The 13,842-nt window shown below is 60.2% G+C and carries 15 protein-coding genes; 5 read left to right on the top strand and 10 right to left on the bottom strand.

Annotation, left to right across the window (positions count from 1 at the left end):
- Positions 1–56: 56 nt before the first annotated feature.
- Both HV782_RS07835 and HV782_RS07830 read right to left on the bottom strand, forming a co-directional pair.
- Positions 57–1,127, bottom strand: coding sequence for an AI-2E family transporter (locus HV782_RS07835; protein ID WP_128614645.1), 1,071 nt, complete (start codon positions 1,125–1,127; stop codon positions 57–59).
- Between the two features lie 32 nt (positions 1,128–1,159).
- Positions 1,160–1,399 carry a sulfurtransferase TusA family protein gene (locus tag HV782_RS07830; protein ID WP_186744595.1) on the bottom strand — a complete coding sequence of 80 codons (240 nt, stop codon included), beginning with the start codon at positions 1,397–1,399 and terminating at the stop codon, positions 1,160–1,162.
- 99 nt (positions 1,400–1,498) lie between these two features.
- Here HV782_RS07830 and HV782_RS07825 point away from each other — a divergent pair, with 99 nt between their 5' ends.
- On the top strand, positions 1,499–2,932 hold the full coding sequence (locus tag HV782_RS07825; RefSeq protein ID WP_123465470.1) for a M48 family metalloprotease: 1,434 nt from the start codon (positions 1,499–1,501) through the stop codon (positions 2,930–2,932).
- A 78-nt stretch (positions 2,933–3,010) separates the two neighbouring features.
- On the opposite strand, the gene HV782_RS07820 is transcribed toward HV782_RS07825, so the two are convergent.
- Entirely contained in the window at positions 3,011–4,441 is a 1,431-nt protein-coding gene (locus HV782_RS07820; protein WP_123465468.1) for a DegQ family serine endoprotease, read from the bottom strand.
- Between the two features lie 34 nt (positions 4,442–4,475).
- Here HV782_RS07820 and HV782_RS07815 point away from each other — a divergent pair, with 34 nt between their 5' ends.
- Positions 4,476–4,637: a hypothetical protein gene (locus tag HV782_RS07815; RefSeq protein ID WP_177490577.1), complete on the top strand. Its 162-nt coding sequence runs from the start codon at positions 4,476–4,478 to the stop codon at positions 4,635–4,637.
- Between the two features lie 11 nt (positions 4,638–4,648).
- Here HV782_RS07815 and HV782_RS07810 read toward each other — a convergent pair whose 3' ends face one another.
- The 3 genes from HV782_RS07810 to rpoE are packed head-to-tail and all read right to left on the bottom strand — an operon-like array spanning position 4,649 to position 6,822.
- The gene (locus tag HV782_RS07810) at positions 4,649–5,614 is read right to left on the bottom strand and encodes a MucB/RseB C-terminal domain-containing protein (protein WP_186744592.1); all 966 of its coding nucleotides are present in this window, start codon (positions 5,612–5,614) and stop codon (positions 4,649–4,651) included.
- An 8-nt stretch (positions 5,615–5,622) separates the two neighbouring features.
- Complete coding sequence (locus tag HV782_RS07805) at positions 5,623–6,210, bottom strand: sigma-E factor negative regulatory protein (RefSeq protein ID WP_128615223.1); 588 nt, start codon at positions 6,208–6,210, stop codon at positions 5,623–5,625.
- Positions 6,211–6,240: 30 nt separating this feature from the next.
- Positions 6,241–6,822 carry an RNA polymerase sigma factor RpoE/AlgU gene (rpoE, locus tag HV782_RS07800; protein ID WP_003172477.1) on the bottom strand — a complete coding sequence of 194 codons (582 nt, stop codon included), beginning with the start codon at positions 6,820–6,822 and terminating at the stop codon, positions 6,241–6,243.
- Between the two features lie 557 nt (positions 6,823–7,379).
- Between rpoE and nadB the strand changes: the two genes are divergently transcribed.
- Positions 7,380–8,996 carry an L-aspartate oxidase gene (gene nadB, locus HV782_RS07795; protein ID WP_186744590.1) on the top strand — a complete coding sequence of 539 codons (1,617 nt, stop codon included), beginning with the start codon at positions 7,380–7,382 and terminating at the stop codon, positions 8,994–8,996.
- On the opposite strand, the gene HV782_RS07790 is transcribed toward nadB, so the two are convergent.
- A complete protein-coding gene (locus HV782_RS07790) occupies positions 8,965–9,417 on the bottom strand; it encodes a protein YgfX (RefSeq protein ID WP_123465461.1) in 453 nt (150 codons plus the stop codon). The two genes, nadB and HV782_RS07790, sit on opposite strands and share 32 nt — an antisense overlap.
- Positions 9,401–9,655 carry an FAD assembly factor SdhE gene (locus HV782_RS07785; RefSeq protein ID WP_095049216.1) on the bottom strand — a complete coding sequence of 85 codons (255 nt, stop codon included), beginning with the start codon at positions 9,653–9,655 and terminating at the stop codon, positions 9,401–9,403. The genes HV782_RS07790 and HV782_RS07785 overlap by 17 nt, the downstream gene beginning before the upstream one ends.
- Before the next feature lie 150 nt (positions 9,656–9,805).
- Here HV782_RS07785 and ygfZ point away from each other — a divergent pair, with 150 nt between their 5' ends.
- On the top strand, positions 9,806–10,747 hold the full coding sequence (ygfZ, locus tag HV782_RS07780; protein ID WP_186744588.1) for a CAF17-like 4Fe-4S cluster assembly/insertion protein YgfZ: 942 nt from the start codon (positions 9,806–9,808) through the stop codon (positions 10,745–10,747).
- A 36-nt stretch (positions 10,748–10,783) separates the two neighbouring features.
- The gene (locus tag HV782_RS07775; RefSeq protein ID WP_123465457.1) at positions 10,784–11,605 is read left to right on the top strand and encodes an HDOD domain-containing protein; all 822 of its coding nucleotides are present in this window, start codon (positions 10,784–10,786) and stop codon (positions 11,603–11,605) included.
- 107 nt (positions 11,606–11,712) lie between these two features.
- On the opposite strand, the gene HV782_RS07770 is transcribed toward HV782_RS07775, so the two are convergent.
- Together HV782_RS07770 and HV782_RS07765 are read right to left on the bottom strand one after the other, a co-directional pair.
- Positions 11,713–13,098, bottom strand: coding sequence for a sensor histidine kinase (locus HV782_RS07770; RefSeq protein WP_186744586.1), 1,386 nt, complete (start codon positions 13,096–13,098; stop codon positions 11,713–11,715).
- On the bottom strand, positions 13,091–13,762 hold the full coding sequence (locus HV782_RS07765; RefSeq protein WP_034153139.1) for a response regulator: 672 nt from the start codon (positions 13,760–13,762) through the stop codon (positions 13,091–13,093). Before HV782_RS07765 ends, HV782_RS07770 begins: the two co-directional genes overlap by 8 nt.
- Positions 13,763–13,842 lie beyond the last annotated feature (80 nt).

Here is a 13,842-nt window from a genome sequence, read left to right as displayed (position 1 = left end):
CCTGAAACCCTGTGGGAGCTGGCTTGCCAGCGATGAGACCCCACGCCTCAGCCCGATTACAGCAAAGGTGCCACCACCGGTTCCTTGCGCGGCCAGGCATCAAGCACAGCCTTGAACAGCGTCGCCAGCGGGATCGCAAAGAACACCCCCCAAAAGCCCCACAGCCCGCCAAACAACAGCACTGCACAAATGATCGCCACCGGGTGCAGGTTGACCGCCTCCGAAAACAGCAGCGGCACCAGCACGTTGCCGTCCAGCGTCTGAATGATCCCGTAGACCGCCATCAGATAGATGAACTGATCGCTCCAGCCCCACTGGAACAAGGCGATCAACAGCACGGGCACCGTCACCACCACAGCGCCGACATAAGGCACCACCACCGACACACCCACCAACAACGCCAGCAGCGCCGCGTAATTGAGCCCCAGCGCAACGAAGCCGATGTAAGTCACGCCACCGCAGATCACGATTTCGATCACCTTGCCGCGAATGTAGTTGGCGATCTGCCGGTTCATTTCCTGCGCGACCCGGGTGATCAGAGCGCGCTCGCGGGGCAAATAGCCGCGCACCCACTCGCCGATCATCGACCGGTCCTTGAGGAAGAAGAACACCAGGATCGGCACCAGCACCAGATAGATCATGATGTTGACCAGCAGCGGCAGGCTCGATAGCGAAAACGTCAGCGCCCATTGCCCGAACTTGCCGATCTCGCCACGCGCCGCTTCGATGGCCTGCAGCACCTGCTCATCGGAGACCAGATGCGGGTACCGCTCTGGCAGCAGCAGGAGCAACGATTGCCACTTGGCAAGCATGCCCGGCAGTTCGTTGAACAGCGTGATCACCTGATGCCAGAGCAACGGCAGCACCACGACGATAAACAGCATCAGCACGCCCATGAACAGCGCAAATACCAGCCCCACCGCCGCACCACCCGGCACCCGCAGTCGCTCGAGCGTCACCACCAGGCCCTGCATCAGATAAGCGAGCACCATCCCGGCCAACACCGGGGCCAGCATTCCGCCGAGGGTGAGCACAGCCGTGAAGGCGAGAATCAACAGCACCGCCAGCACCACCGCCTCTTCATCGGAAAAGTAGCGCTGAATCCAGTCGCGTAACACTTTGAACATCAATAATCCTCAGGGCTTTTACGCTGTCGGTTTCAGGCTTTCTTCAACCAGTAACGGTAAACACCGGCGTCGTCTTCTTCGCGCAGCAGCACATGACCGGCCAAGCGGGCGAAAGTGCGGAAATCGCGTTGCGAACCCGCATCCGTGGCGATCACCTTGAGCACCGCACCGCTCGGGAGCTTGTTGAGTTCCATTTTTGCCTTGAGTAACGGCAACGGACAATTAAGGCCACTGGCGTCCAGTTCCACGTCATGGGCTACAGCGTCAGTCATTGCGTCACTCCGGATCAGGTCATTCGAGCTGCCTAGAATATCTGGTCGCAAGCCCGGTGTCCGGCTACAGTAAGGTCTTTGTCTTCTAAGGCTTTGTGCATGACTTTTCTGCGCCCTACCCTGCTGACGCTCGCTTGCCTGCTCGCCTCACCGGGCTTTGCCGACGATCTGCCGTCACTTGGCGACGCCAGTTCTGCCATTGTCTCGCCGCAACAGGAATACCAGCTCGGTCGGGCCTGGCTGGCCATGCTGCGCAGCCAGGTTGCACAGCTCAACGATCCGCAGCTCAAGGACTACGTCGAATCCAGCGTCTACAAGCTGGTGGAAACCAGTCAGGTCACCGACCGCCGCCTTGAATTCATTCTGATCAACAGCCCGCAACTCAACGCCTTCGCGGCACCGGGCGGCGTGGTCGGGGTCAACGGCGGCCTGTTCCTCAATGCACAGACCGAAGGCGAATACGCTTCGGTACTGGCCCACGAACTGGCTCACTTGTCGCAACGTCACTTTGCCCGCGGCGTCGAGGCGTCCCAGCGGATGCAGGTGCCGATGATGGCAGCCCTGCTGGCCGGGATCGTCATCGCCGCAGCCGGCGGCGGTGACGCCGGCATCGCGACCATCGCCGGCACCCAGGCGGCGGCGATTCAGTCACAACGCACATTCTCCCGTCAGAACGAACAGGAAGCCGACCGCATCGGCATCCTCAATCTGGAAAAGGCAGGGTACGACCCGCGCTCGATGCCGACCATGTTCGAACGCCTGATGCGCCAGTATCGCTTCGACGCCAAGCCGCCGGAGTTCCTGCTGACTCACCCGGTCACTGAATCGCGTATCGCCGACACCCGCAACCGTGCCGAACAGGCCAAACCCGGCGGCATCGAAGACAGCCTGCGCTATCAACTGATCCGCGCGCGCGTGCAACTGATCTACGAAGAAACCCCGGGGCTGAGTGCCAAACGCTTCCGTGCACAACTGGATGAGAACCCGAAGAACAACGTCGCACGCTACGGTCTGGCAATCGCCCAGATCAAGGGCGGCCAGTTGAACGAGGCTCGGGAGAATCTCAAGCCACTGCTGGCAGCGGCGCCGAACGAAATCATCTACAACCTTGCACAGGTCGATCTGGACATCACCAATAATCGCTTGGCAGATGCGCAATCGCGGGTGGACCGGATGCTCACGCAGTATCCGGGCAACTATCCACTGAATCAGGTGCGCGTGGATCTACTGCTCAAGCAGAACCGCACAGCCGATGCCGAGAAGGCCCTGGAAGGCTTGCTCAAGTCGCGCCCGGATGATCCGGACGTCTGGTATCAGGTCGCTGAAACCCGGGGCTTGTCAGGCAACATCATCGGTTTGCATCAGGCGCGCGCCGAGTACTTCGCACTGGTCGGCGATTACCGTCAGGCGATCCAGCAACTGGATTTTGCCAAGCGCAAGGCAGGCAGCAACTTCCCGCTGTCATCGCGTATTGATGCCCGCCAGCGCGAGCTGATGGAGCAGGAGCGCATGATCAAGGACATGATGGGCTGATTCTGTCTTTCGGCAAAAAGCTTCCGGCATAAAAAACCGCCTCTTTCGAGGCGGTTTGTTTTTGCCTTCGGCGCTGAATTATTCAGCCAGCTTGAAGGTGATGAAGCTCGCGCGACCTTGACGCAGAACCCGCATCGACACCGAACGGTTCTTCGGCAGTGCCTTGGCGATGTCGGCGAACTCCTTGGTGGAGCCGATGGCCTGGTTGTTCAGGTGAGTGATCACGTCACCCGGCTGCAGACCGATCAGGGCCGCAGGACCATCCTGCACTTCCTTGATCACCACACCACCTTTAAGGTCGTAGGTTTTCTTCTGCTCGGCGGTCAGCTCGCCTACCGAAACACCAAGGCGATTGCTGGTGCTTTCAGTGCCCGACTTCGGCAGCGCGTCCAGCGCCTTGTCTTCGTCCGGAATCGCACCCACCGTCAGCTCGACGTTCTTGCGCTTGCCTTCACGAATCACTTCAAGATTGGCTTTCGCGCCCGCCTTCAGTGCGCCGACCAGATGCGGCAGGTCAGCGGACATGACAATCGGCTGGCCGTTCATGCTCAGAATCACGTCGCCGACTTGCAGACCGCCCTTGGCCGCCGGACCGTCATCCTGGATCTGTGCCACCAGCGCACCGGCCGGCTTTTCCAGACCGAACGACTCGGCCAGATCCTTGTTCACTTCCTGAATGACCACACCAAGCCAACCGCGGCTGACCTTGCCACCGCTCTTCAACTGGTTGGACACATCCATCGCCACGTCGATCGGAATGGCGAACGACACGCCCATGAAGCCACCGGAACGGGTGTAGATCTGCGAGTTGATCCCGACCACTTCACCATTCAGGTTGAACAGCGGACCACCGGAGTTACCCGGGTTGATCGGCACGTCGGTCTGGATGAACGGCACGTAGTTTTCGTTCGGCAGGCTACGGCCCACGGCGCTGACGATGCCTTGGGTCACAGTGTGGTCGAAGCCGAACGGCGAACCGATGGCAACGACCCACTGGCCGGCTTTCAGGTCCTGGGATTTGCCAAGCTTCAGCACTGGCAGATCCTTGCCTTCGATTTTCAGCAGCGCCACGTCGGAACGTGGGTCGGTGCCGATCAGTTTGGCTTTCATTTCACTGCGGTCGGCGAGACGGACGAGGATTTCGTCGGCATCGGCGATCACGTGGTTGTTGGTCAGAATGTAGCCATCCGGAGAGATGATGAAGCCCGAACCCAACGATTGCGCTTCACGCTGACGATCACCACGCGGCGAGCGCTGTTGAGGCGGCATGCCACGTTCGAAGAACTCGCGCAGCATCGGCGGCAAGCCTTCCAGGTCTGGCATCTGCTGGTTGACCTTGCGATCCGGCAGTTTCTGCGTGGTACTGATGTTCACCACGGCTGGCGAAGCTTGTTCGACCAATTGGGTGAAGTCAGGCAGATCGGCTGCTTGCGCAGCAGGTACGGCCTGACCGAGCAACAGCACGGTGGCGAAAATGGAGAGATAAGATTTCAAACTTGGTATCGACATACAGCTCCCGTTACGACGAGCAGGGTTAAGCGATATGGAGCAAGGAACACCGGAAACCACCGACCGGCATTTTTGTTCCGGGAACAACAAACAAGGCCAGAGCCGTGAGGCTCTGACCTATAAAAAATTTTCAGGTGTTTTGCAAATGAAAATGCTCAGCAAACATTTCTACGTCTCGGCGACGAAGTGGGAATGACTGGAATCAGCTCACTGCTTGCTGGTTGCAGCGCCATCATTGTTACGCATCGACAGCGCAATTCGTTCGGCTGTGCCAATAGGAATCTCGCCCACCACCGTCACCATCATTTCGCCTTGTGGCGTCGTCAGGCGGCGGGATACGGCAACGGTCGGGCCCAATTGCGTACGGGTATCGGTGACCGTAGCGCCATTCAAAGGCTCGAGGAAAACCGAGAAACGCGCCAGACCGTCGTCATACAGCAAGCTGTTGACCTGGGTCTTGGTTTCCGGATCCTTGTGCGACGTGCTGCTGGTCAGTTCGAAGCCCGGTGGCAACCAGTCGGAATGCCAGACCTGAGCGGTCTTCATGGCTGAAGCCTTGTCACTGTCCAGCGTGACTGACTTGCAGTCGGCGTCAGCCAGCAAATCCTTGTCCGAAGGAACTTCGTCGGTATTGAGGCTGGTGAACTGGAATCGCTCCAGCAACTGCCCCTTGTCGTTCAGCAGCAACGACTTGAGCGGCAGGCCGGTCTGTTTGTCCAGATGCAGTTCGAAGCCGTAGCGATGCTGATCGCGAGGCGTCAGCGATACGATCACTGCGTCCCGCCCGGCCACGCGCGATTTGCCAATGACGGCAAGGTCATACCAGTTTTTCAGCTTCTGGGGATCGAGAGAACGAGCAGTAGAGTTTGGAGAATCTCCCAACCCCGCAATCAGGGTGCCGCTGACGCATTGAGTATGTCCATCAATGCGCACGACTTCCTGTGCCGAACCGTCGAGCTGGAGCAAACGCTCGCGGACCTGGCCATTCTGGACACGATGCCAGATGTTGTGGGTAGAAAAACTACCGTTACGCTCGTAAACGAAGGTGCCGTGAAAGCTTTGCCGCTGCTCGGCCTGGCCCAGCCGGGTCAACCAGTCCTGGGCCTCATCAGCGTGGGCTGGAACAATGAACCAGCCACTGAGCAGAAGCGAAAGTAGAGGTATGGCGCGCATGATCCTCCTTAACGGTTTTCCAGGCTTGCGGCACGCGCATAAGGCAGTGCGCTTTCAGTACCTTTCAGTGCAGCCTGCTGAGCGTGCTGACGCAGATAGCCTGGCAGACGCTGGTCATGCCAGCCTGGCTGACCTTGCAATACGCCATTGGCCATTGGGCCAGTCGCTTCGGAACTCTCACTGTAGCCTGCCAGAACAGCCGGGCCTTTTACCTGTGGAGTGGCCAGGGTTGGCTGATTGGATTGCTGAGCCAGTTCGGCACCAGCGATTTCGTCCTGGTTGTACAGACGCACACCCGCCAGAACGGCAACGGTCACCGAGGCGGCAACAGCCAGACGACCAAGGCTGCGCCATGGGCTGCGGGATACTTTGGCCGGAGCCGTTTCGTCTTCCAGCGCAGCAGACACTGCCGCAGCGATATCCAGACGTGGAAGCAGCAAATCCTTGTGCATGGCTGCCCGAGCGATCTGGTAACGAGCCCAGGTCTCACGGGTATCCACATCATCCAGTGCATTGAGCACTCGACGCAATTCCAGTTCGTCCGCTTCGTTATCCATCACTGCGGACAGCGATTCCTGCAGGGCTTCACGACTCATGGCGTTCCTCTCTTGGCTGTCGCCGCTGTCTCAGTTTTCCTGCAACAACGGCTGCAGGGCTTTATCGATGGCCTCCCGAGCGCGGAAAATCCGGGAGCGCACGGTACCCACCGGGCATTGCATGACGCTCGCAATGTCCTCGTAACTCAGACCATCGAATTCACGTAAAGTTAAAGCCGTACGCAAATCCTCTGGCAGTTGCTGAATGGTTCGATGGACGGTGCCTTCGATCTCATCCCGCAGCAGTGCTCGTTCTGGTGATTCGAGATCCTTGAGGCCGTGATCGCCATCGTAGAACTCTGCATCTTCGGAACTGACATCGCTATCCGGCGGCCGGCGGCCGCGTGAAACCAGGTAATTCTTCGCCGTGTTAATGGCAATACGGTACAGCCACGTATAAAACGCACTGTCGCCGCGAAAGTTTCCAAGTGCTCGATACGCCTTGATAAAGGCTTCCTGAGCCACGTCCTGGGCTTCATGGGTGTCGTGCACGAAACGCACGATCAACCCGAGAATTTTGTGCTGATACTTCAGCACCAGCAGATCGAAAGCTCGCTTGTCGCCACGCTGAACGCGCTCGACCAGCTGCTGATCCTCTTCCTGGGTTAGCATGAACACTCCTCGATAAGCCCGGAGGAGGCTTGCACAACTAAACGACCAGACTTGCAAACATAGACTCGGGCTTTTCGCAAAAGTTCTCCCCCTCCAAGCAAGTTTCCTGCGGGCTCTGATTTGGCACGCACGAAAAACGCAGCTCGGGATAAACCGGCTGCGCGAATAATCTTGTCATCGGTTTCGCCGGCAGGAATCTAACTGCAGATTCCGCACTGAAGCCGACACGTCCCTTGTTTCTGGCACCGACTATTGATCTTGGGCCTTTGGCAAAAGTTCCAATTATTTATAGCCGGACCGATCCGACATTGGGCAACCCTGCGCTGAAAAATCCTGTTTCAACGCCGATACAGTCGTCTTTTCGCGAACCCGGCGAAAAAAACTTCCGACGAAGCACCCGGCTTTTTTCGTCACAGTAGTTTCACAATGCCATATCGGCGCGGCTATTGTGCCGCCCCACCCCTCTATATACTAGTGGGCTGTGTGGCTGCCTTGACTCGCCGACCCAGCTGTCTTGCGCCAACCCCGATCCGGGTCGCTTTGAGCGGAATCCTGAAATGAGCCAACAGTTCCAACACGATGTTCTGGTCATTGGCAGCGGTGCTGCCGGTTTGAGTCTCGCGCTGACCCTGCCGGGTCATTTGCGCATTGCCGTATTGAGCAAGGGCGATCTCGCCAACGGTTCAACCTATTGGGCCCAGGGCGGCGTCGCCGCCGTGCTCGACGATACCGATACTGTCGAATCCCACGTTGATGACACCCTCAATGCCGGCGGCGGTCTGTGCCATGAAGACGCCGTCCGGTTCACTGTCGAGCACAGCCGTGAAGCGATCCAGTGGCTGATCGACCAAGGCGTGCCGTTCACCCGCGATGAACAGTCCGGCACCGAAGACGGCGGATTCGAATTCCACCTGACCCGCGAAGGCGGCCACAGCCATCGGCGCATCATCCACGCGGCCGACGCGACCGGTGCAGCCATTTTCAAAACCCTGCTGGCCCAGGCGAGGGAACGTTCCAACATCGAATTGCTCGAGCAGCGGGTTGCCGTCGATCTGATCACCAAGCGCCGTCTGGGACTGGATGGCGACCGTTGCCTGGGTGCCTACGTGCTCAACCGGGCCACCGGCGAGGTCGATACCTACGGCGCCCGTTTCGTGATCCTCGCCTCGGGGGGCGCCGCCAAGGTCTACCTCTATACCAGCAACCCCGATGGCGCCTGCGGGGATGGCATTGCCATGGCCTGGCGTTCCGGCTGCCGGGTGGCGAACCTGGAATTCAACCAGTTCCACCCCACCTGCCTGTATCACCCGCAGGCCAAGAGTTTTCTGATCACCGAGGCCTTGCGTGGCGAAGGCGCGCATTTGAAATTACCGAACGGCGAGCGCTTCATGCACCGCTTCGACAAGCGTGCCGAGCTGGCTCCACGGGACATCGTCGCCCGGGCCATCGACCATGAAATGAAGCGCCTGGGTATCGACTGCGTCTACCTCGACATCAGCCACAAGCCCGAGGCCTTCATCAAGAGCCACTTCCCGACCGTCTACGAGCGCTGCCTCGGCTTCGGCATCGACATGACGAAGCAGCCGATCCCCGTCGTACCCGCCGCGCACTACACCTGCGGCGGGGTGATGGTCGACCAGAATGGCCGCACCGACGTAACGGGCCTGTACGCCATTGGCGAAACCAGCTTCACCGGTTTGCACGGCGCCAACCGCATGGCCAGCAACTCGCTGCTCGAATGTTTCGTGTATGCGCGCTCGGCTGCAGCCGACATCGTTGCGCAACTGGATGATGTCGCCGCGCCAAGCGCCCTGCCCGCGTGGGACGCCAGCCAGGTGACCGATTCGGATGAGGACGTGATCATCGCGCACAACTGGGACGAATTGCGGCGGTTCATGTGGGACTACGTCGGTATCGTGCGCACCAACAAGCGCCTGCAACGGGCTCAGCACCGTGTGCGCCTGCTGCTGGACGAAATCGACGAGTTCTACAGCAATTACAAAGTCAGCCGCGACCTGATCGAGCTGCGCAACCTGGCCCAGGTCGCCGAACTGATGATCAGCTCAGCGATGGAGCGCAAGGAAAGTCGCGGCCTGCATTACACCCTCGACTATCCCGACCTGCTGCCCGAGGCGCTCGACACTATTCTGGTGCCGCCCACCTACGTCGGCTGAACTTGAGCCGGACCCGCAGGCGTCGGTGCAAGTCCGCCGCCTGCGAGTCACGCGGTACGCAGACCGATCTGACCCGCCATTCCCCACGCAAACGAAAGCGCAGCACCACGATCAGTGGCAGCGCCAGGCTGTCCGGGCGCAGTTGGACAGCCTGCCAGCCATCGGCCTGATTCCACAGTTGCCAGCCATCGGCATCCCGACGCAACCCTCGAAACGCCCTTGGATGGCTCAGCAGAATCTGCCTTGGCAGTACCCGAAAAGCGTGCGCAAGACAGGCGAAAGCCCCGAGCACACTGGCCCAGAGCGGAATCGAAAGCAGAAACAAGGCACCCAGTGCGAACGCCTGGGCCAACAGATACACCGCCAGCAACTGCCTTGAGGCATGCCAGCGGCATTCGAACGAGTTACTTGGGCTGAACACGGTCCAGAATCATGCGAACCATGCGCTGCAGCTCAGGATCTTCAGACTCGCTGCGCTCCATGAACCAGCCGAACATGTCCTGATCCTCACACTCCAGCAGGCGAACGTACAATGCGCGATCGACCTCGTTCAGATCGGCATAAACCTCTTTCACGAACGGCACCAGCAACACGTCTAGCTCAAGCATGCCGCGGCGGCTGTGCCAAAAGAGGCGATTCAGTTCAACTTGTTCGACCATGGGGCCCTCCTCAAATTTGCCGGCAAGTATACAGGCCCGGCGCGGGCCGCACAGTCGGCTTTGGTCGGGCACCACCGATCCTTTATCAACTACCCATTTCAACAACGCGCCCTTATGATGTGCCCCAGTCTATTTACCCTGCGATGACCCATGGCCGATTCTGCTTTTTTCTGCACCCTGTCTCATGAAGGCGTTCTCGCGGTTCGCGGCGCGGATGCCGGAAAATTCCTGCAAGGCCAACTGACCTGCAATATCAATTACCTGAGCGACACCCGGGCCAGCCTCGGCGCCCGCTGCACGCAGAAAGGCCGGATGCAGTCGAGCTTCCGCATCCTGCTCGAAGGTGACGGCGTGGTGCTGGCGATGGCCAGCGAGCTGCTGGAGCCGCAACTGGCGGACCTGAAAAAGTACGCGGTGTTCTCCAAATCGAAACTCACCGACGAAAGCACGGCCTGGGTGCGCTTTGGCCTGGAGCATGGCGATACCGCCCTGACCAGCCTCGGCCTCGATCTGCCAGCCGAAACCGACAGCGTCGTGCGCAACGAAGGATTGATCGCCATTCGCGTCTCGCCGCAGCGCGCCGAACTCTGGGCGCCGGCCGATCAGGCCGATGCGAGCAAAGCCAGACTGGCCGCAGCCCTGCCCGAAGCCGGGCTGAATCAATGGCTGCTGGGCCAGATCCGCGCCGGTATCGGCCAGGTCATGTCGACCACCCGCGAGCTGTTCATCCCGCAAATGCTCAACCTGCAAGCCGTCGGCGGCGTAAGTTTCAAGAAAGGCTGCTACACCGGCCAGGAAATCGTCGCGCGCATGCAGTACCTGGGCAAACTCAAGCGCCGTCTGTATCGACTGAGCCTCGACACTGCCCAATTGCCAGAGCCTGGCACCCCGCTGTTCGCACCGAGCCACAACAGCTCCATCGGTGAAGTGGTGCTGGCTGCCCACGCCGGGCAAAACATTGAACTACTGGCGGTGCTGCAGGCCGAATCTGCCGAAGCGGGCGACCTGCATGTGGGCAGCCTCGAAGGGCCCGCCCTGCATTTGCTCGATTTGCCCTACGAACTGGATCGCGACCGCGAAATCCAGCGCTGATCGCAGCGTTTGGTTGCAACACCCTAGAGAGTCTAAATGAGCGAACTGGCGGAAAAGGTCCAACAGGATTTGGTTGAGGCCATCGATAACGATGACCTGGTTCTGCCAACGTTGCCGGAAGTGGCCCTGCAGATTCGCAAGGCCGCTGAAGACCCGGAAATCAGCGTCAGCGACCTGAGCAAAGTGATCGGCCGAGACACGGCGCTGTCGGCGCGCCTGATCAAAGTGGTCAACAGCCCCCTGCTGCGGGCCGCACAGGAAGTCACCGACCTGCACACCGCCATTACCCGCCTGGGTATCAACTACAGCAGCAACCTGGCAATCGGGCTGGTGATGGAGCAAATCTTCCACGCCCGCTCTGAGGTGGTTGAACAGAAGATGCGTGAAGTCTGGCGCAAGAGTCTGGAGATCGCCGGTGTCAGCTACGCGCTGTGTCGGCGCTACACCCAGCTCAAGCCCGATCAGGCCGCGTTGGGCGGGCTGGTGCATCAGATCGGCGTACTGCCGATTCTCACCTACGCCGAAGACCATTACGAACTGCTGTCAGATCCTGTCAGCCTCAACCATGTGATTGATCACATTCACCCGCTGCTGGGCGACAAGTTGCTGCGTGTCTGGGAGTTTCCGGAACGGCTGGTGGAATTGCCGGGGCGCTATCAGGACTTCAAACGCGATTCGACGACCATCGACTATGTCGATCTGGTGCAAGTGGCGAGCCTGTACTGCCACAAGGACACCGACCATCCGTTTGGGCGGATTGATCCGCTCAGCGTTCCGGCATTTCGCAAGTTGGGGATTGATCCGGAGAACGAGGCGCTGTGCGCGGATCTGGAAGAATCGCGGACGATGTTTTACTGATCCGCAACCGAGACGCCCCGTTCGCAAGCAAACCGCTCCCACAGGAGACAGCATTCGTCTGTGGGAGCCGGCTGGCTCGCGAAGAAGTCATGACAAACCACGGCAACTCAGCCGGCAATAAAACTGACCCGCACTTTAAGCCCCGCCTGTTCGCCATCATGCAACGTGATCTGCGCCAGGTGCGCGCGACAGATTTCCCCGACAATCGCCAGCCCCAGCCCTGAACCGGCCACCTGCTGATTGCGCCGGTAGAAGCGCTCGAACACTCGATCGCGCTCCTGCAGCGGGATCCCCGGTCCGTCATCCTCGACCTCAAGCACCGCTGGCGCCGTCACCCGCAAAATCACATTACCGCCCGGCGGCGTGTGGGCCAGTGCGTTGTCCACCAGATTGCTCAGCAATTCATTAAGCAGCGTCGGCTCACCGCGCAGCCACACCGGTTCATCCGCTTCCAGCGCCAGCGCCACCCCGCGTTTGTGCGCCAGCGGTGCCATGGCCATGCCCAACTCGCGGGCCAACTGGCTCAGATCGAGCAACTGCGCACCGCCCTCGGCAATCGCCCGCGCGCCGTTTTCGACCCGCGCCAGCGACAGCAATTGATTGGCCAGATGGGTCAGACGGTCAGTGCTTTGCGCTGACGACTCCAGCGTGCTGTGCCAGGTTTGCGGATCACTCGAGCGCAGGCCCAGTTCCAGCCGCGCCTTCAACGCCGCCAGCGGCGTGCGCAATTCGTGGGCGGCATCGGCGATAAACTGCGCCTGCCGTTCGAACTGGCCCCGCAGGCGCTCGGTGAAATGATTGAGGCCGCGCACCAGCGGCCACAGTTCATGCTGCACTTCCACCAATGGCAGCGGACGCAAATCGTCGGGTTGGCGCTCCTCCACCGCGGTGCGCAAACGCTCCAGTGGACGCAACGCGGCACTGACCGCAAACCACACCAACAGCAACGCACCGATCGCCAGCATGCCCAGGCGCAACAAAGTGTCGGCCGCCAGACTGCGGGCCATGCTGACCCGGGCTTCGTCGGTTTCGGCCACGCGGATTTCCGCCATGCCGTTCATGTTCGGCTCGGTGACCGCTTTCAACAGGCTGACCACACGCACGTTCTGTCCGCGGTAGGTCGCGTTGTAGAAGCGCGCCAGAGCCGGATAATCATCGGTTCTGGGGGTGCCGGGCGGCGGGCCTGGCAGGTTTTCATAACCGGAAATCAGCTTCTGATGGATGTCATTGACCTGGTAGTAAATCCGCCCGGCGCTGTCGTAAGCAAACGTGTCGAGCGCCACGTAAGGCACATCGGCACTCAGGGTGCCGTCGCGTTGCGACAAGCCCGCCGCGATAGTGCGCGCCGAAGCCAGCAATGTGCGGTCATACGCTGTGTCGGCGGCTTCGCGACCATTCCAGTAAGCACTCAAGCCGCTGGCGAGCATCAGCACCACCAGCAGCAACGCAAGGTTCCACAGTAACCGCCAGCGCAGGCTGCTGGGCTTATGCATCGCGGCTTTCCAGCAAGTAGCCAAGGCCACGGAAGGTCACGATAGCCACCGGTTGGCCGTCGAGTTTCTTGCGCAACCGGTGCACGTAGATTTCGATGGCATCGGGGCTGGCCTCTTCATCAAGGCCAAACACCTGCGCGGCCAATTGTTCCTTGCTCATCACCCTGCCCGGCCGGGCGATCAGGGCCTCCAGCACGGCCTGCTCGCGGGAGGTCAGCGTGAGCAACTCCTCGCCGAGGGTGAACCGCCGGGTGTCGAGGTCATAGGCCAGCACACCGCAGCGCTGTTGCCGCTCGCCGCCGAGCACACTGCGCCGCAACAGGGCTTTGACCCGCGCTTCCAGTTCCGTCAGTTCGAACGGTTTGGCCAGGTAATCGTCAGCGCCTAGATTCAACCCGTGCACGCGATCCTTCACATCGCTGCGCGCCGTCAGCATCAGCACCGGCAGATTTTTCCCGCGTGCCCGCAAACGCGCCAGCACTTCAAAACCATCCATGCGTGGCAGGCCGACATCAAGGATCGCGACCGCGTATTCCTCGCTGCCCAGCGCCAGATCGGCGGCCACGCCATCGTGCAACACATCCACGGTCAGACCGGTGCTCTTGAGCGCCTGAGCGACACTTTCGGCCAGTTGCAGATGGTCTTCGACGAGCAGAACACGCATGGTTTTTTACCTCGTTCAGGGATGGCCGACGCCACGCTTTGCCGCGGAGTTTACAGCCGCCACCGCAGCTGTGAAGCCCG

Source organism: Pseudomonas monsensis (assembly GCF_014268495.2).
In the GTDB taxonomy this organism is placed as follows: Bacteria; Pseudomonadota; Gammaproteobacteria; order Pseudomonadales; family Pseudomonadaceae; genus Aquipseudomonas; species Aquipseudomonas monsensis.
The sequence above is the reverse complement of the archived record's forward strand: the minus strand, read 5'-3'. Positions and strand labels throughout refer to the sequence as shown.

What these genes read in the sequence shown, in the direction of transcription:
- HV782_RS07835 (WP_128614645.1), bottom strand. Translation starts at nt 1,127, where the DNA reads ATGTTCAAAGTGTTACGCGACTGGATTCAGCGCTACTTTTCCGATGAA.
- HV782_RS07830 (WP_186744595.1), bottom strand. Translation starts at nt 1,399, where the DNA reads ATGACTGACGCTGTAGCCCATGACGTGGAACTGGACGCCAGTGGCCTT.
- HV782_RS07825 (WP_123465470.1), top strand. Translation starts at nt 1,499, where the DNA reads ATGACTTTTCTGCGCCCTACCCTGCTGACGCTCGCTTGCCTGCTCGCC.
- HV782_RS07820 (WP_123465468.1), bottom strand. Translation starts at nt 4,441, where the DNA reads ATGTCGATACCAAGTTTGAAATCTTATCTCTCCATTTTCGCCACCGTG.
- HV782_RS07815 (WP_177490577.1), top strand. Translation starts at nt 4,476, where the DNA reads ATGGAGCAAGGAACACCGGAAACCACCGACCGGCATTTTTGTTCCGGG.
- HV782_RS07810 (WP_186744592.1), bottom strand. Translation starts at nt 5,614, where the DNA reads ATGCGCGCCATACCTCTACTTTCGCTTCTGCTCAGTGGCTGGTTCATT.
- HV782_RS07805 (WP_128615223.1), bottom strand. Translation starts at nt 6,210, where the DNA reads ATGAGTCGTGAAGCCCTGCAGGAATCGCTGTCCGCAGTGATGGATAAC.
- rpoE (WP_003172477.1), bottom strand. Translation starts at nt 6,822, where the DNA reads ATGCTAACCCAGGAAGAGGATCAGCAGCTGGTCGAGCGCGTTCAGCGT.
- nadB (WP_186744590.1), top strand. Translation starts at nt 7,380, where the DNA reads ATGAGCCAACAGTTCCAACACGATGTTCTGGTCATTGGCAGCGGTGCT.
- HV782_RS07785 (WP_095049216.1), bottom strand. Translation starts at nt 9,655, where the DNA reads ATGGTCGAACAAGTTGAACTGAATCGCCTCTTTTGGCACAGCCGCCGC.
- ygfZ (WP_186744588.1), top strand. Translation starts at nt 9,806, where the DNA reads ATGGCCGATTCTGCTTTTTTCTGCACCCTGTCTCATGAAGGCGTTCTC.
- HV782_RS07775 (WP_123465457.1), top strand. Translation starts at nt 10,784, where the DNA reads ATGAGCGAACTGGCGGAAAAGGTCCAACAGGATTTGGTTGAGGCCATC.
- HV782_RS07770 (WP_186744586.1), bottom strand. Translation starts at nt 13,098, where the DNA reads ATGCATAAGCCCAGCAGCCTGCGCTGGCGGTTACTGTGGAACCTTGCG.
- HV782_RS07765 (WP_034153139.1), bottom strand. Translation starts at nt 13,762, where the DNA reads ATGCGTGTTCTGCTCGTCGAAGACCATCTGCAACTGGCCGAAAGTGTC.